Annotated in this window: 26 protein-coding genes and 1 pseudogene; 5 read left to right on the plus strand and 22 right to left on the minus strand. The window is 74.1% G+C overall.

The genetic code is table 11. The features are described from left to right. Window positions 1-4 precede the first annotated feature (4 nt). The 9 genes from ABZ459_RS03715 to ABZ459_RS03755 form a co-directional block, all read right to left on the minus strand. The gene (locus ABZ459_RS03715) at window positions 5-1,354 is read right to left on the minus strand and encodes an NADH-quinone oxidoreductase subunit N (protein WP_357965383.1); all 1,350 of its coding nucleotides are present in this window, start codon (window positions 1,352-1,354) and stop codon (window positions 5-7) included. Further along, window positions 1,351-2,814 (minus strand): NADH-quinone oxidoreductase subunit M, encoded by a 1,464-nt coding sequence (locus ABZ459_RS03720; RefSeq protein WP_357965385.1) that lies wholly within the window; start codon window positions 2,812-2,814, stop codon window positions 1,351-1,353. Before ABZ459_RS03720 ends, ABZ459_RS03715 begins: the two co-directional genes overlap by 4 nt. Window positions 2,815-2,817: 3 nt before the next feature. Then, a complete protein-coding gene (locus ABZ459_RS03725; protein ID WP_357965387.1) occupies window positions 2,818-4,641 on the minus strand; it encodes a proton-conducting transporter membrane subunit in 1,824 nt (607 codons plus the stop codon). Further along, window positions 4,638-4,943 (minus strand): NADH-quinone oxidoreductase subunit NuoK, encoded by a 306-nt coding sequence (gene nuoK / locus ABZ459_RS03730; protein WP_357965390.1) that lies wholly within the window; start codon window positions 4,941-4,943, stop codon window positions 4,638-4,640. Before nuoK ends, ABZ459_RS03725 begins: the two co-directional genes overlap by 4 nt. Beyond that, window positions 4,940-5,437, minus strand: a complete 498-nt coding sequence (locus ABZ459_RS03735) for an NADH-quinone oxidoreductase subunit J (RefSeq protein WP_357965393.1) — start codon at window positions 5,435-5,437, stop codon at window positions 4,940-4,942. Before ABZ459_RS03735 ends, nuoK begins: the two co-directional genes overlap by 4 nt. Continuing rightward, window positions 5,434-6,339, minus strand: a complete 906-nt coding sequence (locus ABZ459_RS03740; protein ID WP_357965395.1) for an NADH-quinone oxidoreductase subunit H — start codon at window positions 6,337-6,339, stop codon at window positions 5,434-5,436. Before ABZ459_RS03740 ends, ABZ459_RS03735 begins: the two co-directional genes overlap by 4 nt. Before the next feature lie 4 nt (window positions 6,340-6,343). After that, window positions 6,344-7,402 carry a hypothetical protein gene (locus ABZ459_RS03745; RefSeq protein ID WP_357965398.1) on the minus strand — a complete coding sequence of 353 codons (1,059 nt, stop codon included), beginning with the start codon at window positions 7,400-7,402 and terminating at the stop codon, window positions 6,344-6,346. After that, a complete protein-coding gene (locus ABZ459_RS03750) occupies window positions 7,393-7,731 on the minus strand; it encodes an NADH-quinone oxidoreductase subunit A (protein ID WP_357965401.1) in 339 nt (112 codons plus the stop codon). The genes ABZ459_RS03745 and ABZ459_RS03750 overlap by 10 nt, the downstream gene beginning before the upstream one ends. 129 nt (window positions 7,732-7,860) lie before the next feature. Then, a complete protein-coding gene (locus ABZ459_RS03755; protein WP_357965404.1) occupies window positions 7,861-8,571 on the minus strand; it encodes a TetR/AcrR family transcriptional regulator in 711 nt (236 codons plus the stop codon). Between the two features lie 83 nt (window positions 8,572-8,654). Between ABZ459_RS03755 and ABZ459_RS03760 the strand changes: the two genes are divergently transcribed. Together ABZ459_RS03760 and ABZ459_RS03765 are read left to right on the plus strand one after the other, a co-directional pair. Continuing rightward, window positions 8,655-8,987 carry a nuclear transport factor 2 family protein gene (locus ABZ459_RS03760; RefSeq protein WP_357965407.1) on the plus strand — a complete coding sequence of 111 codons (333 nt, stop codon included), beginning with the start codon at window positions 8,655-8,657 and terminating at the stop codon, window positions 8,985-8,987. A 72-nt stretch (window positions 8,988-9,059) separates the two neighbouring features. Continuing rightward, window positions 9,060-9,953 carry an NAD(P)-binding domain-containing protein gene (locus ABZ459_RS03765; RefSeq protein WP_357965410.1) on the plus strand — a complete coding sequence of 298 codons (894 nt, stop codon included), beginning with the start codon at window positions 9,060-9,062 and terminating at the stop codon, window positions 9,951-9,953. 18 nt (window positions 9,954-9,971) lie between these two features. On the opposite strand, the gene ABZ459_RS03770 is transcribed toward ABZ459_RS03765, so the two are convergent. Further along, window positions 9,972-10,808 carry a hypothetical protein gene (locus ABZ459_RS03770; protein WP_357965412.1) on the minus strand — a complete coding sequence of 279 codons (837 nt, stop codon included), beginning with the start codon at window positions 10,806-10,808 and terminating at the stop codon, window positions 9,972-9,974. Between the two features lie 167 nt (window positions 10,809-10,975). On the opposite strand from ABZ459_RS03770, the gene ABZ459_RS03775 reads away from it, so the two are divergent. Then, complete coding sequence (locus tag ABZ459_RS03775; protein ID WP_357965414.1) at window positions 10,976-11,218, plus strand: hypothetical protein; 243 nt, start codon at window positions 10,976-10,978, stop codon at window positions 11,216-11,218. Window positions 11,219-11,292: 74 nt separating this feature from the next. Here the strand turns inward: ABZ459_RS03775 and ABZ459_RS03780 are convergent, their stop codons facing one another. The 3 genes from ABZ459_RS03780 to ABZ459_RS03790 all read right to left on the minus strand — a co-directional run bounded on the left by ABZ459_RS03780 (window position 11,293) and on the right by ABZ459_RS03790 (window position 12,907). Beyond that, window positions 11,293-11,934, minus strand: coding sequence for a class I SAM-dependent methyltransferase (locus ABZ459_RS03780; protein ID WP_357965415.1), 642 nt, complete (start codon window positions 11,932-11,934; stop codon window positions 11,293-11,295). A 43-nt stretch (window positions 11,935-11,977) separates the two neighbouring features. Continuing rightward, window positions 11,978-12,259 carry a metal-sensitive transcriptional regulator gene (locus ABZ459_RS03785; RefSeq protein WP_352358958.1) on the minus strand — a complete coding sequence of 94 codons (282 nt, stop codon included), beginning with the start codon at window positions 12,257-12,259 and terminating at the stop codon, window positions 11,978-11,980. A 72-nt stretch (window positions 12,260-12,331) separates the two neighbouring features. Beyond that, window positions 12,332-12,907, minus strand: a complete 576-nt coding sequence (locus tag ABZ459_RS03790) for a nuclear transport factor 2 family protein (RefSeq protein WP_357965418.1) — start codon at window positions 12,905-12,907, stop codon at window positions 12,332-12,334. A 374-nt stretch (window positions 12,908-13,281) separates the two neighbouring features. Between ABZ459_RS03790 and ABZ459_RS03795 the strand changes: the two are divergent. Beyond that, window positions 13,282-13,395, plus strand: a pseudogene (locus ABZ459_RS03795) (hypothetical protein); the annotation flags it as partial. Here the strand turns inward: ABZ459_RS03795 and ABZ459_RS03800 are convergent. From ABZ459_RS03800 to ABZ459_RS03835, 8 genes are read right to left on the minus strand one after another with little or no spacing between them, the layout of a single operon-like run. Continuing rightward, window positions 13,359-14,447 carry a glycosyltransferase family 2 protein gene (locus tag ABZ459_RS03800; protein WP_357965420.1) on the minus strand — a complete coding sequence of 363 codons (1,089 nt, stop codon included), beginning with the start codon at window positions 14,445-14,447 and terminating at the stop codon, window positions 13,359-13,361. The pseudogene ABZ459_RS03795 and the gene ABZ459_RS03800 sit on opposite strands and share 37 nt — an antisense overlap. Then, a complete protein-coding gene (locus ABZ459_RS03805; protein ID WP_357965422.1) occupies window positions 14,444-15,427 on the minus strand; it encodes an iron-containing redox enzyme family protein in 984 nt (327 codons plus the stop codon). The genes ABZ459_RS03800 and ABZ459_RS03805 overlap by 4 nt, the downstream gene beginning before the upstream one ends. Continuing rightward, the gene (locus tag ABZ459_RS03810) at window positions 15,427-16,158 is read right to left on the minus strand and encodes a class I SAM-dependent methyltransferase (RefSeq protein WP_357965424.1); all 732 of its coding nucleotides are present in this window, start codon (window positions 16,156-16,158) and stop codon (window positions 15,427-15,429) included. Before ABZ459_RS03810 ends, ABZ459_RS03805 begins: the two co-directional genes overlap by 1 nt. A gap of 53 nt (window positions 16,159-16,211) precedes the next feature. Further along, a complete protein-coding gene (gene nirD / locus ABZ459_RS03815; protein WP_357965426.1) occupies window positions 16,212-16,532 on the minus strand; it encodes a nitrite reductase small subunit NirD in 321 nt (106 codons plus the stop codon). Continuing rightward, entirely contained in the window at window positions 16,529-18,958 is a 2,430-nt protein-coding gene (gene nirB, locus ABZ459_RS03820; protein WP_357965428.1) for a nitrite reductase large subunit NirB, read from the minus strand. The genes nirD and nirB overlap by 4 nt, the downstream gene beginning before the upstream one ends. Next, complete coding sequence (locus ABZ459_RS03825) at window positions 18,955-20,349, minus strand: FAD-dependent oxidoreductase (RefSeq protein WP_357965430.1); 1,395 nt, start codon at window positions 20,347-20,349, stop codon at window positions 18,955-18,957. Before ABZ459_RS03825 ends, nirB begins: the two co-directional genes overlap by 4 nt. Beyond that, window positions 20,346-22,358, minus strand: a complete 2,013-nt coding sequence (locus tag ABZ459_RS03830; RefSeq protein WP_357965432.1) for a molybdopterin-dependent oxidoreductase — start codon at window positions 22,356-22,358, stop codon at window positions 20,346-20,348. Before ABZ459_RS03830 ends, ABZ459_RS03825 begins: the two co-directional genes overlap by 4 nt. 1 nt (window position 22,359) lies before the next feature. Next, entirely contained in the window at window positions 22,360-23,670 is a 1,311-nt protein-coding gene (locus ABZ459_RS03835) for an MFS transporter (RefSeq protein ID WP_357965435.1), read from the minus strand. 213 nt (window positions 23,671-23,883) lie between these two features. Between ABZ459_RS03835 and ABZ459_RS03840 the strand changes: the two genes are divergently transcribed. Beyond that, a complete protein-coding gene (locus ABZ459_RS03840) occupies window positions 23,884-24,174 on the plus strand; it encodes a hypothetical protein (protein ID WP_357965437.1) in 291 nt (96 codons plus the stop codon). Window positions 24,175-24,237: 63 nt separating this feature from the next. Here the strand turns inward: ABZ459_RS03840 and ABZ459_RS03845 are convergent, their stop codons facing one another. Then, the gene (locus ABZ459_RS03845; RefSeq protein ID WP_357965439.1) at window positions 24,238-24,705 is read right to left on the minus strand and encodes a GNAT family N-acetyltransferase; all 468 of its coding nucleotides are present in this window, start codon (window positions 24,703-24,705) and stop codon (window positions 24,238-24,240) included. Window positions 24,706-24,810: the final 105 nt, after the last annotated feature.

Here is a 24,810-nt window from a genome sequence, read left to right on the forward strand (position 1 = left end):
CGGGTCAGCGGGCGATCAGCACTGCGAGCCCGGCGGCCGGGCCGAGCAGGATCGAGGCGGCGGCGCACACCTGCGCGACCCGGCTCGATCCGGTGGGGTGCACCGGGCCCTCCGCGGCGAAGACCGGGCGGATCCAGCGCAGGTAGTAGAACAGGCTCGCGACGGTGTTGGCGGCGGCGACCACCGCGAGCCAGGCGTACCCGCCGTCCCAGGCGGCCGCGAACATCAGCAGCTTCCCGGCGAAGACGGCGGTCGGCGGTGTCCCGACCAGGCCGAGCAGGCACACCACCAGCGCGAACGCCGTCCAGGGCGACCGCCGGCCGAGCCCCGCGTAGTCGGCCAGCCGCTCGGCCCCGGTGGCGACCACGACGGCGAACGCGCCCAGGTTCGTGACCGCGTAGGCGGCCAGGTAGAACAGCAGGGCGGGCGCGGCCAGGGCGGTGCGTCCGGCCACCGCGACCGGGACCAGCAGGTAACCGGCCTGGCTGACCGTCGAGTACGCCAGCAACCGCCGTACGTTCTCCTGCTGGAAGGCGGCCAGGTTGCCCAGCGTCATCGTGCCGGCGGCCAGCACCGCGAGCAGCGCGGGCTCGTCCAGCGCCGTCGTCGCCAGCCGGTACAGCGCCACCAGCGCCCCGATCTTGGGCACCGTGGTCACGAACGCGGCCACCGGCGCCGACGTGCCCTCGGTGACGTCGGGCACCCAGAAGTGCGCGGGCGCCGCCCCGGCCTTGAACAGCGGCCCGGCCAGCAGCAGCACCGCGCCCACGGCCGGGGCCCGCGCGGCGGGGTAGGCAGTGGCGCCGGACCAGCCGTACACGACGGTGGCCCCGGCCAGCATGAGCACGCCGAGGAAGGCGCCCATCAGGTAGTACTTGAGCGCCGCCTCCGTGCCGGACGCGTCCTTGGCGAAGCCCGCCAGCGCGTACGCCGGGACGCTCGCCAGCAGGTACGCCGCCACCAGCACGAGCAGGTCGTCCGCCCCCGCCATGAGGACGGACCCCAGCGCCGCCAGCACCATCAGGGTGTACAGCTCGCTCTCCCTGCCGTCCCCCCTGACCCGGCCGGTCGCCAGCCACACGGCGAGCAGGGTGGCCAGGCAGACGGTCAGCCGGGCGGCTGCGGTCGGCAGATCGACGGCGTAGGCGTCGAAGGCCAGGACGGCGGGGCGCGGCAGGGCTCCGGCGCTCGCCATGGCGGCCCCGGCGAGCGCCGCCATGCACACCCAGGCGGCGACGCGCTGCCGGCCGCGGGCCACGAACAGCCCCGCGAGCAGCGCCGTCACCGCGCCCAGCAACATCAGGATCTCGGGCAGCATCGCGGTCACCGCCGCGCCGCCGTGGGGTGCGCTCATCGGCCCGCCAGGGCGACGACGGCGCGGGCGGCGGGCTCGATCAGGTCGAGCAGCGGGCCCGGCGCCAGGCCGATGAGCAGGGACAGGACGAGCAGCGGCGCGATCGCGCCCAGCTCGCGCGGCCGCACGTCGGTGACCCGCGGCGTCAGCTCGCCCGGCTCGCCGAGGAACGCGCGTTGCAGCGCCCGCAGGAACAGCGCCGCGGTGATCAGGATGCCGGTCACGGAGAGCGCGCCCGCGAGCACGGCCCCCGAGCCGATCACCCCGGTGAAGATCTGGAACTCGGCGATGAACCCGGACAGTCCGGGCAGCCCGAGCGAGGCGAACGCCGCCACCGCCGTGAGCCAGGCCAGCACGGGCGCCCGTCCCGCGATGCCGCCGTACCGGCCGAGGGCGTAGCCGCCCGCGCGGTCCCACAGCACGCCGGTGATCAGGAACAGCGCACCGGTGACCAGGCCGTGGCTGACCATCTGGGTGACCGCGCCGCTGACCGCCAGCTCCTTGGCCCGCGCCGGACCGCCGGCCAGCCCGGCGGCGCCCAGGGCGAGCACGACGTAACCCATGTGGTTGACCGAGGTGTAGGCGACGAGCCGTTTGAGGTTCTCCTGGGCGAGCGCCACCAGGGCGCCGTACAGGACGCTGACCAGGCCGATCACGATGACCAGCCAGGCGTAGGAGCGCCACGGGCCGGGCAGCAGCGGCACGGCGATGCGGGCCAGCCCGTACGTGCCCATCTTGAGCAGCACCCCGGCGAGGATGGCCGACCCGGCGGCCGGGGCGTCGGTGTGCGCGGGCGGCAGCCAGGTGTGCACGGGCACGACCGGCGTCTTGACCCCCAGGCCGATCCCGATCGCGAGCAGCACGGCCGCGCCCGCGTCCGGCGGGCGCCGGGTGAGGTCGGCGAGGTCGAACGTGTGCGGGTCGGCGGCCAGGTAGAGGCCGATGAAGCCGAGCAGCAGCGCCAGCGAGCCCAGGAAGGTGTAGAGGAAGAACGTCAGCGCGGACCTGGCCCGGTCGCCGTGCCCCCAGCCGACGATCACGAAGTACATGCCGACGATGGACAGGTCGAAGAAGACGAAGAACAGCAGCAGGTCGAGCGCCGCGAACAGCCCGGTGGAGACGGTCTGCAGGAACAGGAACAGCGCCGCGTGCGCCTTGGGCCTGGTGGGCTCGCCCAGCGAGTGGACGGCGCAGAGCAGGAACAGCACCGCGGTCATGGCGATCAGCGGGAGCGACAGACCGTCCACGCCGACGTGGTAGCCGGCCCCCGCCGTCGGGATCCAGCGCAGCCTGGTCTCGTACGCCAGGCCGCCGCCGTACCCGGTCCACAGGGCGACGACCAGGGCGAGGTCGGCGGCGGACGCGGCCACCCAGATCAGGCCGGCCGCGCCCGCCGTGACGCCCGGCAGGACGAACAGGGCGGCGGCGGCCAGCGGCAGGAACACGACGACGTCGAGCACGCCTCACCTCACGATCGCGAATACGACGGCCAGCACGACGAGGGCGACGGCGGCCTGGGCGAAGTAGGTGTGGACCTGTCCGGTCTGAGGGCGTCTGGCCAGCCCGCCGAGGCGTCGTACCGCGCCGCCGGCCCGCCGTACGAGCCCGTCGAGCCCCGCCTCGAACGGGTTCCCGGCCAGCCGCGCGGCCCGCAGCCCCGCCCGCGCGACGGCCTCGACCGCGCCCTGCACGACCCGCTCGTCGAACCAGGCCGCCCACCGCGCCGCCCCCAGCAGCGGCCGCCACACCACGGCCCGCGCCGCCCGCTCCAGCCCGAGCCAGCCCCGGAACACCCCGCCCGCGTACGGAAGCGCGGCCGTCCCGGGCCGGACCGCGATCGCGGCGGTCACCAGGGCGAGCGCCGGGACGCCGGACAGGGCCAGCTCGCCCGCCGTGAGGCCGGGCGCGCCCGGGTCGCCCACCAGCCGGGACCACCAGCCGTGCAGCGCGGGCAGCCCGACGATCCCGAACCCGGCCGCCACCAGGGCGAGCACCGGCAGCGGCAGCAGCTCCGGCCCCGCCACCCGGCCCGCGGCCCGCCGCTCGCCCCCCGAGCCGGTCGCCGCGTCGGCGGGCCGCCAGACCTCGGCCAGCGCCTTCCCCGCGTACAGGGCGGCCAGCAACCCCGCGGCGAAGGCCACCACGCGCGGTCCCGGTTGCGCGACCCCGCTCAGGACGGCGTCCTTCGTCACCCACAACGACAGCGGCGGCACCCCGGCCAGGGCCGCCGCCCCCACCCCGAACACCAAGCCCACCAGCGGGAACCGCCGGGCCGCGCCGTGCAGCCCGGCCAGGTCCTTGGTGCCGAGCGCCGCCAGCCAGGCCCCCGCCGCGAGGAACAGCAGGCTCTTGACCGCGGCGTGCGCGACCAGGTGGGCCGTCCCGCCGGAGACCGCCGACGCCCCCGCCGCCAGCACCATGAACCCGACCTGCGCGCAGGTCGAGGCGGCCAGGAGCTGTTTGAGGTCCCGCTGCGCCAGCGCGACCAGGCCGAGCAGCAGCGCGGTCACCGCGCCCGTCCAGGTCGCCACCGCCGCCGCCCAGCCGGTGGCCGCGAGCAGGGCGTGCAGCCGCAGCAGCAGGTACGCCCCCGCGACCACCATGGTCGCCGCGTGCAGGAACGCCGACACCGGGCTCGGGCCCGCCATCGCCCGCGACAGCCAGAACGCGAACGGTCCCTGCGCCGACTTGCCCAGCGCGGCCAGCACGACCCCGCCCGCCACCACGTCCCGCCACGGCGGCGGCAGGCCCGGCAGCCCGGCGAGCCCCAGGCCGCCGCCCGCGGCCAGGGCCGCGCCGCAGGCGACGTACAGGCCCAGGTCGCCGGCCCGGGTGGTGACGAAGGCGACGGCTCCGGACCGTACGCGCTCCCGGTCGCGCCACCGGTAGCCGATCAGCGCGTACGACATCGCGCCCATGACCTCCCAGCCCATCAGCAGCAGGACGAGGTCCGTCGCGGTCACCGTGGCCAGCATCGCGCCCAGGAAGATCAGCATCAGCCCGTGGAAGCGCCCCGACCGCTGCTCCGCCGCCGCGAACACCAGCACGGCCAGCCCGACCGCCGCCACGGTGACCACCATGACGGCCGAGAGCCCGTCCACGGCCAGCCCTTCGCCGAGGATCAGCCGGGCGGTCGCCGAGGGCCTGGTCACCGCCGCGTGCCCGGCCAGCCCGAGGGTGACCGCGGCCGTGGCGACGGACAGGGCGGGGGCGGCGCGGCGCATCGGGATCAGCAGCGCGCCGGCGGCGGCGGGCAGCGCGGGCAGCAGCCACAGGGACGGGCTCATCCTCTGAGGTCTCCGGCGGCGTCGGTCACGTCCACGTCGCGGGCGCGGAAGACGGCCGTGGTGACGGCGAAGCCCATCGCCATCTCCAGCGCCATCACGGTGACCGCGACCAGGACGAGGACCTGGCCGTCCGCGGCGGCCGGGGCGACGTGGTACCAGAAGGCGCCGCCGGCCGCGATCACGCCGTTGATCATGAGTTCGAGGCCCATCATGAGCATGACGATCGACTGCTGGGACAGCACGCCGTACAGGCCGACGGCGAACAGGGCGGCGGCCAGCAGCAGGAAGCCTTGGAGCGTCACCGGTCGTACCGTCCCCGGTGGGTGGCCAGCAGCACGGCCGAGATCATCGTCGCCAGGATCGCCACTCCGACGATCATCATGACCAGCATCTTCGGCCCCATCAGGGACAGGCCGAGCGCGTGCGTGGGGTCCGCCGGCGGCCGTCCGCGCCGGCTCGGCGGGCGGACGAGCAGCGCCCCGGCGGCCAGCAGGACGAACACCGTTCCGGCGATGGCCGCCGCGCCCCTCTGGTTGTGCACCATCTTCATCGGCATGAGCCCGGCCGGGTTCATCATGTACATGATCATGAAGACGGCCATGACCAGCATCTCCATGACCATCATGAGGACGACCAGCACCCCGAGGTACTCCAGGTCGATCAGCAGCAGCGTCCCGCCCACGGCCAGCAGCGAGACCAGCAGCGCGAACGTCGCCCGCGCCATCGAGTCCACCACGAACACCGCCACCCCACCCGCCACCGCGACGACCGCCAGCGCCCAGAACGCCACGTTCACGGCAGCACCACCATCGCGACGACCAGCAGTTGCACGAGCGTGACCGGGATCAGCACCACCCACGCGAACCACACGAACCGGTCCATCCGCACGACCGGCACCCGATACCCGGCCAGCACCAGCACGGCCAGCACCGCCGCCGTCTTGACCGGCCCCCACACCCAGCCGGGCAGCACGGGCCCCGCCGCGCCCCCGAGGAACAGCGGCACCGCCCCGGCCGCCGCCACGACCAGCAGCGCATGGCGTCCGGCCAGGAAGACCAGCCGGTCGGGGCCGCCCAGCTCGCCCGGCACGCCGCCGCACACGTCCCGCCCGACCGGCTGCCCCATCGGCCCCCAGAACGCCATCGCCACCGCCGAGACGAGATAGACCACGAACGCGACCGGCATCCACACCACGAACCACAACCCGCGCTGCGCCGCCACGAGGTCCGCGAACCGCAACGACCCCGCCCCCACGCCCACGGTGATCAGCACGAACATGTGCGGCAGCTCGTAGGCCAGCCCCTGGGCCAGGAACCGGTAGCCGCCGACCAGCGGCCACACGGCGTTGACCCCCCATCCGACCAGCCACAGAGCCCCCCAGACGCACACCTCCATGGCGTTGAACCACACCACCCCCGCCCCGAGGTCCAGCACCGGCGCGCCCCCGACCGGCAGGACCACGGCGGCCAGCAGCGCCGCCGCCGGCAACACCACGACCCCGGCCCGGGTGAGCAGGACGTCGGCCCGGTCGGTCCGCCGCCGCTGCTGCACCACCAGCCGCGCGCACTCCCTGAACGGCGCCACCGCCGCCGCCCGCCAGGAGCCGCGGCCCGCGCCGAGCGCCGCGTCGAAGGCCGCCGCCCCCCACGTCAGCACCGCCATCCCCAGGGCCGTCCCCGCGGCCGTCCCCGCAGCCACCGGCTCACCCGCCCCCGGCTGCCGACGGCAGCCGGTCGAGGTCCGGATCGAGACCGGCCACGATCAGCCGCGCCACGGCGAGCTCGGCCCCGGCCAGCAGGCCGGGCAACAACGCCAGCACCCCATCCACCGGGACGTCCCCGCCGCCCCCAGGCCCGGAACGCTCTTCGGTCAGGGCCTCCACGTCGTCGAGCCACCGGCGCACACGATCCAGGGCGTCCCCCCGCAGCGGCGGCGGGGCGTCGGGGCCGAGCTCACCGGCGCCGCGCAACATCCACCGCAACACCCACGACCGGCGCACCCGCCGCGTGAACCGGACGCAGTGCCGCCTTGCCCGCTCGTCGACGGCGCCCGCGAGCAGGCGGTCCCGCAGGCGCCGGGCGTCCGCCGCGGCGGCGGGCCATCCGGCCACGGCGAGCAGCCTGCCGAGGCCGTCCAGCCGGGCCGCCGCCGTACGCCGCCGCGCCTCCTGCCGGCCCATGTCCGGCGCCGGGGCCCAGAACGCGTCTCCCGTGCCGCCGGCCGGCAGGGCTCTGACCTGCGCCTCCTGGATGACGTCCCCTTGCAGGACGGTCTCCACCACCAGCCCCGCGGGCCAGTCCGCGAGCACGGGTCCCAGTGGCACGTGCAGCCGATCCAGCTTCAGCCCGTCCCGGTCGGCGCCCCGCTCGGCCATGGCAGTGTCGTCCGGGCCGTTCCCGGACCTCCCCGCGGCCAGGACGCCGGCCTGCCGCCACTGGCCGGGTTCGTCCCCCAGCACGCGGACGGCGTCGTCCAACGCGGCCACGACCTCGTCGGCCGCGACGTCCGGCGGCAGTTCCACCAGCGCCCTCGGCACCGGAACCGTCCGCCACACCTCCCCTGCCGCCGCCGCCAGCTCCGCCCCGGGTCGCCCGCACACCACCATCAGGCTCGCCTCGGCCGCCGACGCCGCCACCGGCCAGCCACGACGGTCCACCTCCGCCTCCACCAGCAGCCGCGCGCCCGTCCCGTACGGGGCGGCGACGACGAGCACCCGGGGCCGCAGCGCCGCCTGCCGCAGGAGCCACCCCCTCAGGCCCACCGGAACGCCCCTTCCCGCCACGCGTACAGGACGCCGACCAGCAGCAGCCCCAGGAACGCGAACATCTCCACCACCGCCGGCAGCCCCACCTCGGCCACCACGAGGGCCCACGGGTACATGAAGACCATCTCCATGTCGAAGGCGAGGAAGACCAGCGTCACGGCGTACCACCGCACGTGGAAGCGGGACACCGCGTGCTCCCGTGGCCGGGCCCCGGACAGGAACGGCCCCGCCCGCACGACCCCGCCGGGCGACAGGGCCAGGGAGGCCAGGTACACCGCGGCGACCCCGGCGGCGAGCAGCGCCACGAGCCCCAGCACAGCGCCCACCGCTCTCACCTGCCGCAGAGCCCGAAGATCAGATCACTTGCCCTCACGGTAGCAACCGGAATCCGCCTTCCCCGCGACCGACATCCCCCCTTACCAGCACGAACGCGAGCCGGGCCGGCGACCCGAGGGTCAGTGCGCGAGGCCGAGAGAGGTGACGAGGTCGCGCATCTCGTCGTCGTAGACGGCGGCCGGGTCGTGGACGAGGGTGCGCAGGTGGCCGTAGATCTCCAGGGCGATGAGGCCGTGCATGCGGCCCCACACCCGCAGCGTCACCGCGATGCCCGCCGGCGGCAGGTCGGGGAAGTCCTCCTGGACGTGGGCCGCCATGGCGGGGTCGAAGTCGGCCCAGGTGTAGGAGCCGCCCCTGGACACGCACTCCCGGGCCGCCGGCCAGGCCGCGGCGACCAGGCCGACGATGCCGGCGCAGGCCCGCGCCTCCGCCTCCTTGCCCGGACCTTCGCCGGGCGGACGGTAACCCGGCACGGGGTCGCCGTAGATCAGCCGGAAGCCCTCGGGGTTGGCCAGCGCCCACTCGCGCATGGCCCGCGCCCAGGCCAGGATCCGCCCGCCCGGATCGTTCTCCGGCACCGCGTCGCGGGCGGCCTCGGCCGCGTCGACGGCCGAGGTGTAGACGTCGCCGATGAGCGTCGTGACCAGGTCGTCGCGGGTGGGGAAGTAGCTGTAGATCGCACCGGCCGTCATGCCCATCTCGCGGGCGATCGCGCGCAGCGAGATGGCGTCGGGACCGCCGTCGGCCATGAGCTGCAGGGCGATCGTCTTGATCTCGGCGCTGGTCTGGGCGCGTAGCCGGTCCCGGCGGCTCGTCCTGGGGTCGCTCACGGTCGACAGCTTACACGGCATGCTGTTTACTGAACGGCGTGTAGGAATCGAACGCCGTACACTTTCCGATGGGAGTCAGACAGGTGAGCATCAACGATGTGATCCGCGCCTACCTCGACGTCTGGAACGAGCCGGACGCCGCCGCCCGGTCGGCCCTGATGAAGTCCGTCCTCACCGAGGACTCGCTCTACGTCGACCCCGAGAACGCGGGCCTGCGCGGGCACGCCGAACTGTCCGAGGTGATCGGCCGCGTCCGGAGCGGGCTCGGCGACCTCCGGTTCACCCTCGACACCGTGGTCGGCGTGCACCACGACCGCGCGTTGTTCCGCTGGCGGCTCGGCACGGCCGCCACCGGCTACGACGTCGTGGAGTTCGACGGGGGCCGCATCCGCAGCATCGTCGGGTTCTTCAGCTGAACCGCCCCCTGCCGGACCGCAGACCCGCCACCCCATCGCGGCGCAAGCCGCGCGAACCACACAGGAGCACACATGTCCCTCTCGTCCGCCTCCCCGGCGCCGGTCACCGTCATCGGCCTCGGGCTGATGGGCCAGGCGCTGGCCACGGCCTTCCTGGCGAACGGTCACCCGACCACCGTCTGGAACCGCTCGGCGGCCAAGGCCGGTGATCTCGTCGCCAAGGGAGCCGTCCTTGCCGGCTCCGTCACAGGCGCGGTCGAGGCGAGCCCGCTCGTCGTCGTCTGCGTCTCGGACCACGACGCCGTCCACGGGTTGCTGGACCCGGTCGCCTCCTCGCTGGCCGGCCGCACCCTCGTCAACCTGACCACGGCGACCTCCACCCAGGCCCGCGACACCGCGAGGTGGGCGGCCACGATCGGGAGCGCCTACCTCGACGGGGCGATCCTCGCCCTCCCCCAGGCGATCGGCACCGCCGACGCCACGGTGCTGTACTCCGGCCCGGAGGCCGCCTTCGAGGAGCACCTGCCCACCTTGCGGGCGCTCGCCGGAGACGGGACCGTCCACCTCGGCGAGGACCACGCCCTGTCCGCCCTGTACGACATGTCCGTCCTGAGCATCATGTGGGGCGTGCTGAACGGCTTCCTCCAGGGCGCCGCGCTGCTGGGCGCCGCGAACGTCAAGGCGACGACCTTCGCGTCCCTGGCCACCACCGCCATCGGCGTGACGACCGGCTACGTCACCGACTACGCCCGGCAGATCGACGAGGGCCGCTACCCGGCCGCCGACGCCACCCTCGCCGTCCACCTGGGCGGGATGGAGCACCTGGCACAGGAGAGCCGGGCGCTCGGCGTCAACACCGAGCTGCCGGACCTCTTCCTGGAACTGGCCCGGCGCGCGGCGGCCGGCGGCCGCGCCGGCGACGGCTACGCGGCGATGATCGAACAGTTCCGCCGGCCCTCGGCCTGACGTCGCCCTCCGGCGGCACTAGCCGCCGATGAAGAGGGTCTCCGCGGAGCCGTCCTCGTCGGGAGGGTCGTCGGCGGCCTTCCGGCGCGCGGCACCCGGTCGTCCCGGCGTGCCGCGAAGGCGAGGCAGGCGGGACGCCACGAGCACCACCAGCGCGCCGGCCACCGCCGCCGGCACCAGCAGGTACGCCGGAACCCCGCCACCCGCCGCCTCCCCGGACGGCACCCGCGCAGCCGCACCCGCCCCGGCCCCGGCCCCACCTCCGGCCTGTGCCACCGTCGGCACCCCGCTCGGCACCCCGCTCGGCACCCCGCTCGGCACCCCGCTCGGCACCGGCATGCTCTTGCCCGGCGGGAACCCCGGCGGCCGGACGGCGCCCCAAGGATCCTTCCCGTCCCCGCCGAACGTGGCCACCTTGTCCGACGGCACCGGGTCGGCCAGCAGCCGTCCGGGAACCGTGAGCGTCCCCACGGCGTACGGCTCGAACCAGCCCTGGAGGCCCTCCACCCGCCACACCCCGTCCGGCACGACCACCGACGTGGCGTAGTGTCCCGCCTCCGGCAGCGGGGTGCCGGCGAAGGTGACGGTCCTGCCGTCGGCCCTGGTGAGGCGCAGGCCGACGGGGTCGAGCTCGCCCGCGTAGGGATGCGTGCCGTGCTGCAGCACCCAGAACCCCACCGTGTACGTCCTCCCGCCCGCGAACGCCGGCGGCGGATCGAGGTAGGTCACCGCCCATCCCCCGCGCGCGGAGGCGGACGCCGCCCCCGCCCACCACCCGGACACCACCAGGACGACCAGCACGACAGCCGTCAGGGCGACCGGCCTGCCCGCCGGTACGGCCACGTTTCTCTTCATCACGCACCTCCGACCTCCCTACACCGCCCGGCCCCGCCAGGTTCCGCCCGCGAATCGGCGGAGCAGCCGGCCGGCCGGGTGCGACAATTCCCGGTGCGGCGCGCACAATGGAGTCAGCACGAGGAAATCAGGGCGAGAATTCGGCGAGGAGCGAGGAGGCTTACGCCGTGTCCGCCACCGGTGGCGAATATCTGACCGCGATGCTCGACGTTCTGGTTTACGAGAACGTATTGGTCGCCTGGCGCCGCGCGCCGGGCGGTTATCTGGTCGTCACGCATGAGGGCGAGGAGGTCCGGCTGACCGCGCAGCAGGCCGGGATGTGGGCGCAGGGGGCGTTCGCGGTTTATCTGGCGTTGGTGGATCAGCGCCGTATCACTCCGCGTATCCCCGGCGACACCACAGCGCAATAACCCGCATCAGAACAAAAACCCATTTTTCCAGACTTGTCGCCACAGCAACCGTGCCGAACCATCCGGCCAACCGGTCAAGCCGGTTTCCGGGCGCGTCCGAGAATGTGCGGCAACCTCGGCGACAACGGCAGCGGCCGGAACGAGAACCGTTCGCGCTCCTCGACCACCAGCCCGCTGTCGGCCATGGCGCGCTCGGTGTCGCGGTTGAGGCGGCACCCGCCGGCCATCCGCCGCCACAGCGGCGTCACGAGGTCCTGCACCAGCGCGCCGGCGGCCCGCGAGGAGCGCACGTGCTCGTAGAACCGCACCTCGCCACCGGGCCTGAGCACCCGGAACACCTCGCCGAGCGTCGCCCGCTGGTCCGGCACCGAGCACAACACCAGCGAGAGCACCACGGCGTCGAAGGAGGCGTCCGCGAAGCGCAGGTCCGCGGCGTGCCCGGCGACCACGCTGACGGGCACCGGCGCGCCGGCCGCGGCCCGGCCGGCCAGCCTCCGCAGCCGGTCCTCCGGCTCGACGGCGACCACCTCGCGCACCGCCGCCGGGTAGTGCGCGAAGTTCAGCCCGTTGCCCGCGCCGACCTCCAGCACCCGCCCGGCCAGCCCGGCCAGCAGGCGCCGCCGGTGTTCGGCCGCGCCCCGCCGCTCCGACTCGGCGCTCATCCGCTCGTACGCCTGGGCGAAGCGGGGGTTCTGGAACCGCGTCAGGTCCTGCACGCCCCCCACGCTAACCCGCCCGCGCGAGCCCCGCGTGGATCGGTCACGACCGGACGAGGCGGGCGATGGCGTCGGCCGCCTCCTTGACCTTGGCCTCCGCCTCGGCCCCGCCCTTCTGCGCCGCCTCGACCACACAGTGCGCCATGTGCTCCTCCAGCAGCGACAACGCGAACGACTGCAACGCGCTCGTCGTCGCCGACACCTGCGTCAGGATGTCGATGCAGTACTTGTCGTCCTCGACCATGCGCTGGATGCCCCGCGCCTGGCCTTCGATCCGGCGCAGCCGCCGGAGGTGGTCCTGCTTGCCGTCGGTGTACCCGGCCATCTCCCGGTCCTCTCGCTCGCTACACCGACCGCAACACGGTACCCCCCTACCGTATTCCGGAGCGGGGGCCGGTCAGCCGCCCTGGTTGTTCATGAAGCGCGAGATCAGCCACTGTCCGCCCTGGTGCGAGAGCATGAAGAGCTCGCGGTAGGTGGTGTCGCCCTGCTTGCTGGTCGAGCGCGCGAAGGCGTCCTGGGTGCCCGCGTTCCGCGTCTCGTCGATGGTGTGCGTGGCCGACTTCAGGTCGGCGCCGTCCTTGAGCAGCTTCTCGAAGAGGCTGCGGATGGCCTGCGAGCCCGTGGCCGTGGCCTCCCCGTCCATGGCCACCACGGCGTCGCTGGTGAACGTCTTCACGACCGCGTCCACGTTGCCGGCCTTCAGGGCGTCGAAGTAGTTCTGGACGGCGGCGCGCGGCTGGGTGGCCGCCGTCATGGTGCCGGTCGGCGTGGCGGTCTCGGTCATGGTCTCGGTCGTGGTCGGCGACTCCATGCCGGTCTCGGTGGGCGTCATCATGGTCTCGGTCGGCGTGGCCGGGCTGGCCTCCCCCTTCATCGCCTGCGTGTTGCTCCCCGCGGAGCAGCCCGCGACCAGGACGACGGGAACGATCGCGGCCAGCAGGAGTGCCCTGCGCTCAGAAATCTTGCTCATGGCCGGGTTGATGCCCTCGTGGGTCGTTCCCGAATGCCCGGTTTAGGCACTCCGCACGACCCCTTTACCTCATGTCGGTATTACTCACGGTAACGCTTCACTGTCATTGGTGAGACCGGTCAGAGCTGTGATCGTTGCCGACCCGAGACCGGGTGGGGAAGGCCCGCCTATAGCGTCCCTCCGTGCGGCCAACACAGGCGAACCCGGAACCACTGCCCCAGCGTGAGGACGCCGAACGCTGTGCCAGCGTCCGGTCCGGGCGGCGGTGCGTCCTTCCCGCGGCTCACCCCACCCCGCACGTCTACCCGCCCGTGGAGGCCCTCTAGCGACGTCCGCGCAGGTGAGGGGGCCGGTCGGCGGGGCAGGTGACGACGATGGACGAACCGAGGACCACCGTCACGCCGTGTGCGGACGGCCCGCTGCTGATCAGAGGCCCCTTCGAGCTGCTGACTCAGGACGGCGAGCCGATCGACCCCGGAAGGGCCACGGTCGCGCTGTGCCGGTGCGGCCGATCGTCGACCAAGCCGTTCTGCGATGGTTCGCACAAGTCCGTCGGCTTCCAGGCGTCGAGCGAGCCCGACCCGCCCGCCGACTCCTGAGCCCGTGCGCGTAGCCACCGCGCCGAGTGGGCGGCCCGCGCGAGCCGTCCCCCCGCGTACGGCACTCCGCCCGCGCAGGCCGCGCCCACCGCCAGCCAGGAGCACACCGCCCGCTCCAGCACCCACACCGGCGCGAACAGCGAGGCGCCGGCGGGGAAGACCCGCCGCCCGCCGGCCCGCCGCCGCCCGGCCTCGGCCAGGGCGACGGCCGCCCCGGCGGCGGCCAGCAGCGGCAGCGGCCGGCGCACCAGCGCGAGCGCGGGCAGCACCGCCAGGAAGGACGCCAGCCGCGCCGGCTGGGCGAGGTCGTCGTAGGCCTGCCGCACCCGCTGCGACCAGAACCGCCGCGCGTCGCACGGCAACCTCCGGACGTACAGGCCGGGCGGGCGCAGCTCGCGTCCGCCGTGGGCGCGCACGGTGCGGACGAGCTCCAGGTTCTCGAACAGCACGTCGCCGTCGTAGCCGCCCATGGCCAGGAAGAACGACCGCCGGACGCCGAACGTGCCCGGGTAGTCGGCGCCGAACGCGCGGTTGAGCAGGGTGCGGGCGGTGTCCCAGCGGGCGTGCCAGGGGGCGGGGTCGAAGTAGTTCTGCGGCCTGACCAGCTCGGCGCGGGCGAGCAGGGCGTGCATCTCGGCCAGCGCGGGCAGGTCGTAGCGCACGTCGTCGTCGGCGATCACGACCCGGTCGCCCCGGGCCAGCCGCAGCCCGGTCGTCACGCCGTTGACCTTGCCGTTGGCGAAGGACAGGCCGGCCGCCGGGCTGACGTGCCGGACCAGGCAGCGCCAGCGGCGGGCATGGCGGGCGTACAGCTCGGGCCGGCTGCCGTCGACCACGGTCACGCGTACGTGCGGCGCGAGGGCGCGCAGGTATTCGGTCAGCTCGTCGAGGCCGGAGTCGTCCTGCCAGCGCAGCGGGACCACGTAGTCGAGGTCGATCACGCGGGCACCGCCTGGTCGAGCAGGGAGGACGCGCCGCGTTCCCAGCAGCCCATGACGTGCTCGGCCCAGCGGCGTTCGAGGGCCAGGGCGCAGGCGGCGCCGTGCAGGACGTCGCCGGTCAGGGCGGGGAAGGCGGCCGCGAATCCGCCGCACAGGTCGGCCGCGGCGATCTGCTCGTGCACGGCGTCGGCCTGCACGTGCTCCTCGTAGAACCGGGCCGCCGCCGCGTCGCCGCCGAGCCGGCGCAGGCCCGCGGCGTAGCGGCGGTTGGGCAGCGACGAGGTCATCTCGATCGCGGCCAGGTGGCCGACCAGCGCGCCGCGCAGCCGCCGGTGCAGCCCGAACAGCGACATGGCGTTGCTGACGGCCAGGGTGACCGCGGGGACGCGCGGCAGGTACGCGCCGTAGGAGTCGTCGAGGCCGAGGCCGCGCATGGTGTGGCCGAACAGCTCGCAGTGCATGCGCTCGGGCCGGCCGCCGCCGTACTCGTCGGCCTGGATCTCCACCAGGGCCGCCTTGGGCCGGCCGCGCAGGCGCGGGATCGCCCAGGTGTGCGGGTCGGCCTCCTTCAGGTGGTAGATCGAGCGGTGGACGACGAATTCGCGGAAGGTCTCGATCCCGGCCTCGCGCTGGAGGTGGAGCGAGACCGACGGCTCGTCGTCGTCCTCGGCGGTCAGCGCGGTGAGCGCGCGCCGCACCTCGCCGGGCGGCACCGGCCCGGGACGCGGCACGGCCCCGGCCAGCTCCCGCTCGAAGCGGTCCTCCAGCAGGCCGCGCAGGCGCAGCAGCGAGGGCTCCCACTCCCAGCGGTCGTCCACCTCGTCGAAGCCCTGGTAGTGCAGCTCGTAGCAGGCGAACAGGGCGAGCTGGAGATCCTCCTCGCCGTCGGGGCCGGGGGCGTCGGGCAGTGTCGCGGGCGGCCGGGCGAGCCGGTCGAAGAGCAGGTCGGTGAGCGGGCCACGCGCGGGCGGCAGGCGCATCAGGCGGCCTTGCGGTAGACGGAGACGTGCGCGCGGCTCTTGTCGGTGAACGGGGTGCCGATCCAGTCGGCCCAGCGGTGTTCCAGGGCCATCCCGGCCAGCCTGGCCATCAGGTCGAGCTCGCCGGGCCAGGCGTAGCGGTGGTTGGCGGGCAGCAGCCGCACGCCCTCGCCGGTCAGCCGTACGCGGGTGGTGCGCATGTGCTGGGTGGCCGGGGCGAGGCTGGCCGCCTCGATGAGGACGACGTCCTCGGTCAGCGACAGCAGCCGCAGCGCCGAGCCGTCGCGGAAGGCCGCCGGGTCGGGCACCCACGCCTCGACCACGAACCGCCCGCCACCGCGCAGGTGCCGCGCGGCGTTGGCGAAGCAGTTGACCTGCGCCTCCTGGGTGGGCAGGGCGAAGATCGTGTTGATCGCGAGCACCACCAGCGCGTACGAGCCCTCGACCCGCATGGTGGAGAAGTCGCCCACCGTCACGGGGACGGCCGCGCCGCCGGGTTTGGCGCGCAGCTCGCGGGTCATCTCCGGCGAGGCGTCGATCCCGGCGACGGACAGGCCGCGGGCGGCGAGCGGGAGCGCCAGCCGTCCGGTGCCGATGCCGAACTCCAGCACGGGGCCGCCCTCGGCCAGCGTTGCCAGCCGCTCGACGGCCGCGCCGGTCGGCAGCTCCGTCACCGTGGCGTCGTAGATGTCGGCGATCGCGCGCCCGTAGGCGGAGGCGTCGTAGGCCACGCGCACCTCCTGTCCCCCGTGTTTCAGCTGGTCAATGCCCCTGGTCTGATCGGCTAAACGCTGACCTCCACCCGCCCGGCCGCCACCCGCACGGCGTAGACGGGCACCTGGACGGCCTCCTCGTCCAGGCACGCCCCCGACACCAGCGAGAAGACCTGCTTGTGCAGCGGCGAGGCCACGGTGGGCTCGCCCCGCCTGGTGCCGACGATGCCGCGCGAGAGCACGTACGCGCCGCTGAACGGGTCGAGGTTGTCCAGGGCGTGCACCTGCCCCTCGTAGGTGCGGAACAGCGCCACCTGCCGGTCGCCGACCAGCGCGCAGACGCCGCGCTCCGGCGGCAGGGCCGCGTACTCGCAGACCGGGGTCCAGCTCATCGGGCCATCACCGGCCTGATCTGGCCGCGCTCGGAGGCGAACACGATCGACGGGTCGGGCACGCCGGGGGCGTTGACGAAGCTGACGAACCTGCCCAGCTTCTCCGGGTCGTCCAGGGTCGCCGCCCACTCGTCGGCGTAGGTGGCGACGTGCTGTTCCATCTGGGCGTCGAGGTCGGCGCAGATGCCGAGCGAGTCTTCCATGATCACCTTCCGGAGATGGTCGAGGCCGCCGTCCAGCGACTCCAGCCAGGCGGCGGTGCGCTGCAGCCGGTCGGCGGTGCGGACGTAGAACATCAGGAACCGGTCGACGGTCCTGATCAGGTCGCCGGTGCTCAGGTCGGTGGCCAGCAGGTCGGCGTGGCGGGGCCGGAAGCCGCCGTTGCCGCCGACGTACAGGTTCCAGCCCTGCTCGGTGGCGATGACGCCGAAGTCCTTCGACCTGGCCTCGGCGCACTCGCGGGCGCAGCCGGACACGGCCGACTTGAGCTTGTGCGGCGAGCGCAGGCCGCGGTAGCGCAGCTCCAGGGCGATGGCCAGGCCGACGGAGTCCTGGACGCCGTAGCGGCACCAGGTGGAGCCCACGCACGACTTCACCGTGCGCAGCGCCTTGCCGTAGGCGTGGCCGGACTCGAATCCGGCGTCCACCAGGCGTCGCCAGATCTCCGGGAGCTGCTCGACCCGGGCGCCGAGCAGGTCGATGCGCTGCCCGCCGGTGATCTTGGTGTAGAGCCCGAAGTCGCGGGCGACCTCGCCGATCACGATGAGCTTGTCCGGCGTGATCTCGCCGCCCGGGATGCGCGGGACGACCGAGTACGTGCCGTTCTTCTGGATGTTGGCGAGGAAGGCGTCGTTGGTGTCCTGCAACGCGGCCCGCTCGCCGTCGAGCACGTGCCCGTTGTGCAGCGAGGCCAGGATCGAGGCGACCGCGGGTTTGCAGACGTCGCAGCCGCGCCCCTGCCCGTGCTCGGCGATGAGCCGGGAGAACGTCGTGATCTTCCGAACCCGGACGATGTCGAACAGCTCGGCCCGCGAGTACGCGAAGTGCTCGCACAGCGACCTGCCGATCTCGACCCCCGACTCCTCCAGTAGCTGCCTGAGCATCGGCACGCAGCTCCCGCACGTCGTGCCGGCCCGCGTGCACGCCTTGAGGCCGGGCACGTCGGTCACGCCCAGCTCGGCCACGGCGTGCCGGACGTCCCCCGCGCAGACGTTGTTGCAGGAGCAGACCTGCGCGTCGCCGGGCAGGTCGAGCGGCGCCCCGGAGCCGCTGAACAGCAGGTCGGAGGGCGGCGCGGGCAACGGCTTGCCGACGAACGGCCGCAGCGCCGCGTACGGCCCCGCGTCCCCCACGCAGATGCCGCCGAGCAGCGTGCGGGCGTCGTCGCTGATGAACAGCTTCTTGTAGATCCCGGCGACCGGGTCCATGTAGGTCACGTCGAGGGCACCGTCCATCGCGCCGAACTGGGCGACCTCGACGCCGAGCAGCTTCAGCTTCGTGGACGGGTCCCCGCCCGCGAACGAGGACGTCCCGCCCATGATCCGGTCGGCGGCCACCTCGGCCATCGTGTTGCACGGCCCGACCAGGCCGTGGACCGTGCCGCCGGCCAGCGCGCACTCGCCGATCGCGTAGACCGACGGGTCGGAGGTGCGCATCCCGTCGTCGACCACGACGCCGCCCCGCTCCCCCACCTCCAGCCCGCACGCCCTGGCCAGCTCGTCGCGCGGCCTGACGCCCGCCGAGAACACCACGACCTGGCCCTCGATCAGCGTGCCGGACGGCGTGCGCACCCCGGCGACCCGGCCGTCCGGCCCGGTGACGACCTCCTGGACGCCCGACCCGGCGTGCACGCCCAACCCCAGGGCCTCGATGTGGCCCTTGAGCACCGCGCCGCCGCCCTCGTCCACCTGGCGCGGCATCAGCCAGGGGCTCATCTCGACGATGTGCGCCTTCAGGCCGAGCGTCCGCAGCGCGTCGGCCGCCTCCAGGCCCAGCAGGCCGCCGCCGACCACGACGCCTTCGGCTGCGTGCCCGGCGGCCGCCCGGATCGCGTCCAGGTCGTCGATGGTGCGGTAGACGTGGGCGTGCTCGCGTCCGGGCACCGGCGGCACGAACGGCGCCGACCCGGTGGCCAGCACGAGCACGTCGTACGGCTCGGCGGCCCCTCCTTCGACGGTCACCGTCCGCGCCTCCCGGTCGACGGCGACGGCCCGGCTGCCCAGCCTGACCACGGTCCCGGCGGGCACCGGGTAGGTGAGGTCGGCCACGGTGGCCCCCGACAGGTACGAGGTCAGCGCCACCCGGTCGTAGGCCGGGCGCGGCTCCTCCCCGATGACGGTGATCCGCCCGTCGAAGCCCCGGCTCGCCAGGGTCTCCACGAAGCGGTGCGCGGCCGGGCCGTACCCGACGACGACGATCCTCCTCATACCGGCACTCCTTCCTGATCGCACAACCAGCCGACGATGCCCTCCACGGCGTCGCGGCAGGTGCTGCAGCCGGTGGTGGCCCTGGTGGCGGCGGCCACCCCGGCCACGTCGCGGGCGCCGGCCTCCCAGCACGCCCGGATCTGTCCCTTGGTCACGTTGTTGCACCGGCAGACCTCGGCCGCGTCCGGCATCAGCACCGGGCTGCCCGCGACCGGCGCCGTGGACAGGCCGGGGAACAGCAGCCCCGCGCGGTCCCCCGGCACGGGGCCGCCGCGGTCGAAGAGCTGGGTGAGGGTGCCGACGGCGTCGCTCTCGCCCAGCAGGATCGCGCCCACCAGCCGCCCGTCGCGGATGACGAGCTTGCGGTAGGTGCCGCGGGCGCGGTGGCTGAAGCGCACCACCTCGGCGTGCTCCTCGCCGAGCTGCGTCTCGCCCATGGCGGCCAGCTCGACGCTCCTGGCCTTGAGCCTGGTGACCAGCCGGGAGCCGCGGTAGCGGGCCTTGCCGCCGGTGATCACCTCGGCCGCCACGGCGGCCTGCTCCCAGGCGGGGGCGACCAGGCCGTAGACCGTGCCGTCGTGCTCGGCGCACTCGCCGACGGCGAAGATCGACGGGTCGCCGGTGCGCAGCTCGTCGTCCACGACGACGCCGCGCCGCACCTCCAGCCCCGCCTCGGCGGCGAGCCCGGTGACCGGGCGCACGCCGCAGGCCAGGACGACCAGGTCGGCCTCGACCAGCTCGCCGCCGGCCAGGCGGACGCCGTCCGGCTCGACCGCGGCCGCGCTGACGCCGGTGCGGGCCACCACCCCGAGCCCGGCCAGGGTCTGGCCGAGCACCTCGCCCGCCTCGGCGTCGAGCTGGCGTTCCATCAGGTGCCCGGCCAGGTGCAGCAGCGTGACCGGCAGGCCGCGCCCGGCCAGGCCGCGGGCTGCCTCGATGCCGAGCAGCCCGCCGCCGACGACGGCCGCGCGGCGCGCCCGTCCGGCCGCCCGCACGATCCGCTCGCAGTCCTCCAGCGTGCGGAACGGCACGGCCCGCCCGACGCCGGGCAGCGGCGGCACGACCGCCTGGCTGCCGGTGGCCAGGACCAGCAGGTCGTACGGCTCGCGCCGCCCGTCCGCGGTCACCACGTGCCTGGTGTCCCGGTCGATGCGGGCGACCTCGGCACCGGGCACGGCCTCGACGCCGTGCGCGGCGTACCAGGAGGGGTCCAGCAGGCGCACCTGGTCGGGACGCGAGCTCCCGGCCAGCACGTCCGACAGCAGCACCCGGTTGTACGGCGGCCCCGCCTCGGCCCCGAACACGGTCACCCGCATCCGCGGGTCGCGCGCCCGCACCTCGCTGACCAGGCGTGACCCGGCCATCCCGTTCCCCACGACGACGAGCCTCATGAGTCCCTCTCCACCCTGACCGCGCAGACCTTGAACTCCGGCATCCCGGAGACCGGGTCGAGCGCCGGGTTGGTGAGCCGGTTGGCGCCCTCCCAGTGGAAGGGCATGAACACGGTGTCGCGCCTGATGGCGTCGCTGATCCTGGCCACCGCCCTGCTCCGGCCCCTGCGGCTGGTGACCCGCACCAGGTCTCCCGCGGCGACGCCGAGCTGCTCGGCCAGGTCGGGATGCAGTTCCACGAACGGCTCGGGGGCGGCCCGCACCAGCGACGCGATCCGGCGGGTCTGGGCGCCGCTCTGGTAGTGGGACAGGACGCGGCCGGTGCTCAGGTACACCGGGTAGTCCCCGTCGGGTTCCTCGGCCGCGGGCCGGTGCTCGACCGGGACGAACCGGGCGCGGCCGTCCGGGTGGGCGAAGCGGTCCAGGAACGGCCGGGGCGTGCCGGGGTGGTCCTCGGACGGGCAGGGCCAGAAGAGGCCCGTCCCGGCGGCGATGCGCTCGTAGGTGATGCCGGAGTAGTCCGCGACGCCGCCCGCGGCGGCCCGGCGCAGCTCGTCGAAGACGGCGGCCGGCTCGGTGTCGAAGCGGTGGCCGAGCCGGGCGGCCAGCCCGGCGATGACGTCCAGGTCGCTCCGGACGCCCGCCGGCGGCGCGACGGCCCGGCGGCGGAGCAGGACGCGGCCCTCCAGGTTGGTCATCGTGCCGCTCTCCTCGGCCCACTGGGTGACCGGGAGCACCACGTCGGCCATGGCCGCGGTCTCCGAGCGCACCACGTCGGCCACGACCAGCAGGTCCAGCCCGGCGATCCGGTCACTGACGTGCCCGGACGCGGGCGCCGACACCACCGGGTTGGACCCGAACAGCAGCAGCGCCCGCGGCCCCCGCGGGGTGCCGAGCGCGTCCAGCAGCTCGTACGCCGACCGCCCCGGCCCCGGCAGGTCCTCGGCCCGCACGCCCCACACCCGCGCGACGTGCGCGCGGGCCGCCGGGTCGTCGATCCTGCGGTAGCCGGGGAGCTGGTCGGCCTTCTGGCCGTGCTCCCTGCCGCCCTGGCCGTTGCCCTGGCCGGTCAGGCAGCCGTAGCCGGAGCCGTGCCGTCCGGGCAGGCCGAGCGCCAGGGCCAGGTTGATGAACGCGGTGACGGTGTCGGTGCCCTTGGCGTGCTGCTCGGCGCCGCGCCCGGTCAGCACGTAGGCGTTCTGGGCGGCGGCCAGCGCGCGTACGGCCTGCCGCATCCGGTGCACCGGCACCCCGGTGACGCGCTCGACGCGTTCGGGCCACCAGGCGGCCAGCGAGGTGCGCACGTCGTCGAAGCCGGTGGTCCTGGCCGCCACGTAATCCGCGTCCACGAGGTCGTCGGCGATCGCCAGGTGCAGCAGCCCGAGCGCGAGCGCCAGGTCGGTGCCGGGGGTGGGCTGCAGGTGCAGCCAGGCGAGCCGGGCCGTCGGGGTGCGGCGCGGATCGACGACGATCAGCCGCGGCCCCGACAGGTGCCGGACGAACGGCGGCATGGTCTCGGCCACGTTCGCGCCGGCCAGCAGGACGACGTCGGCCTCGCCCAGGTCGGTGACCGGGAACGGCAGGCCCCGGTCCATGCCGAAGGCCCGGACGGAGGCGGCGGCCGCCGAGGACATGCAGAAACGGCCGTTGTAGTCGATCTGGCTGGTGCCGAGCGCGACCCTGGCGAACTTGCCGAGCTGGTAGGCCTTCTCGTTGGTCAGCCCGCCCCCGCCGAACACGGCCACGGCGTCGGGGCCGTGCTCGGCGCGGATGTCGGACAGCCGGGCGGCGACGTGGTCGAGGGCGGTCTCCCACTCCACCGGCTCGCCGTGCAGGAGCGGCGTGGTCAGGCGCTCGCCGTTGGTGAGCAGCTCGGCCGCCGTCCATCCCTTCTGGCACAGCGCGCCGGGGGCGTTGGCCGGGACGTCGGTCCTGGGGCTGATCTCCAGTGCGGGCCCGATCTCCATGCCGCACTGGAGGGCGCAGTAGGGGCAGTGTGTCTTCGTCATGTCAGACCCGGGCGTGGGCGAGGCTGGCGACGACCGTGACGCCGACGGTGCGCGTGTAGCACCACCAGGTCAGCGCCAGGCAGGCGGCGTAGAAGACGGCGAAGGCCAGGAACGCCGGCGCCGGGGTGCCGGCCGCGGCGAACGCCATGCCGAAGGCCCGGTTGACGAGGAACCCGCCGAGCGCGCCGACCGCCGAGATGACGCCGATCGCCGCCGCGGCCTGGCGCCTGCCGTGCAGCAGGGCTTCCGCGCCCGCACCGCGCTCGGCGACCGCCTTGGCGTGGAAGATCGCCGGGATCATCCGGTACGTCGAGCCGTTGCCGATGCCCGCGGTGAGGAACAGCAGCTGGAAGGCCAGGAAGAACAGCCAGAAGCCGCCCGCGGCGCCGGCCGACCAGGCCAGCAGCACTCCGGCGCCCATGGCCGCGAAGTTCCACTGCGTCACCCGCGCGCCGCCCAGCCGGTCGGCCAGCCAGCCGCCCACCGGCCTGACCAGCGAGCCGAGCAGCGGCCCGGCGAACGCGACCGCCGCGTACGGCGCCTCGGGGAACAGGCTCTTGCTCAGCAGCGGGAACGCCGTCGAGTAGCCGATGAACGACCCGAACGTGCCGACGTACAGGACCGACATGATCCACGTCTGCGCCCGCCCGGCCACCGCGAGCTGCTCGCGCGGCTCGGCCCTGGCGCCGGCCAGGTTGTCCATGAAGAACCACGCGCAGGCCGCGGCCACCACGATGAACGGGATCCAGAACCACCCGGCGGCGGCCGTCCCGAGCGAGCCGATCACCAGCGGCACGACGAGCTGCACCGAGCTGACCCCGACGTTGCCGCCCGCCGCGTTCAGCCCGAGCGCCAGCCCCTGCCTGCCGCGCGGGTAGAAGTAGGTGATGTTGGCCATGCTGGAGGCGAAGTTCCCGCCGCCCACCCCGGCCAGCGCCGCGATCACCAGGAACAGCCAGTACGGCGTGCCGGGATCGTTCACCGCCACCCCGAGCAGCACGGCCGGGACCAGCAGCAGCGCCGCGCTGGCCACGGTGAAGTCGCGCCCGCCGAACCTGCCCGGCCCGAACGTGTAGGGCACCCGCAGCGCCGCCCCGACCAGGTTCGGCAGCGCGACGAGCCAGAAGAGCTGGTCGGTGGAGAAGTCGTAGGCCCCCATCCTGGTGGCCACGACGCTCCACAGGGTCCAGACGGTGAACCCGAGATGCTCGGCCACGATGGAGAAGACCAGGTTGCGCCGGGCGACGTGCCTGCCGGCCCGCTGCCAGAAGGCCGGGTCGTCGGGGTGCCACTCGGTGATCCAGCGCGCCATCGATCTCTCCTCCGCTCGGCGTCGGGAGCACCACGGTAGGAAGGCCGCGTTACGCGTTCCGGCAGCCGGCGGGCGTGCGCCGGTTACGTGTGATTCACCGCGGTAACAAGGCGCGCACAAGCGTCACCGGCGAAACACGCCGGTAATGATCGGAGTTCTGGCTGGTTACACGGTCTTCCCGGGGGTAACAGCACTCATGGCAAGGGGGGAATAATGATCAAAAAGCTGCACCAGATGGGCATCAAGTCAGGCCACATGTACGCCGCGGGGCTGGCGTCCATCGGCCTGTCCTTCTGTTCCTGGATGATCTCCAAGAACAACGAAGGTGCGGGTCTCGACCGGGCCGACCGGTGGGGGATCTTCGTCGGCGAGTGGGCGCCCACGTTCTTCGCGATGGGCGTCGCGCTGCGGATCGAGGAGACCCACAAGGACCTCGAAGAGCGCGGCACCGAGATGTTCGACAGCACGCAGGGCCAGCGGTCCCGCTCGCACGTCGGAGTTTGACCAGGGGGCCGCGCAGGTCACGCCGGGGGGCCGGCCTGCGCGGCGCGCCTCTGCACCGGGGCCTCAGCGGGACAGCCGCTCCAGCGGCTCGTCGGTCAGCCGGTACTTCAGCCACTCGTCCTGCCGTTCGGCGCCGAGCTTGTCGTAGAAGGCGATGGACGGCTCGTTCCAGTCGAGCACCGACCACTCCAGGCGCTGGTAGCCGCGTTCGGCGCAGATCCGCGCCAGTTCCGCCATCAGCGCGCGGCCGTGGCCGCCGCCCCGGCGCTCGGGGCGCACGTACAGGTCCTCCATGTAGATGCCGTGCACGCCGCGCCAGGTGGAGTAGGTCAGGAACCAGATCGTGAAGCCGACGGGCTCGCCGTCCTGCTCGGCCATGTGCGCGAACACGGCGGGCCGCTCGCCGAAGAGCGAGTTCCGCAGCATCTCCTCGGTCACGCGCACCTCGTGCGCGGCGTTCTCGTACGTGGCCAGCTCAAGGATCATGCGCACGATGGCGGGGACGTCTGCTGGGGTGGCGGGGCGAATCATGCGCACAGGGTAACCAGCGCATTTGGTTGAACCGTCCACCGCCCCCGTACGTCGTTACGGCAGAACGGTATTCGGGGGACCGTCTGGAAGCTCAGCCCGGATGAC

Origin of the sequence: Nonomuraea sp. NPDC005692 (assembly GCF_040631115.1) — a bacterium.
Lineage (GTDB): Bacteria > Actinomycetota > Actinomycetes > Streptosporangiales > Streptosporangiaceae > Nonomuraea.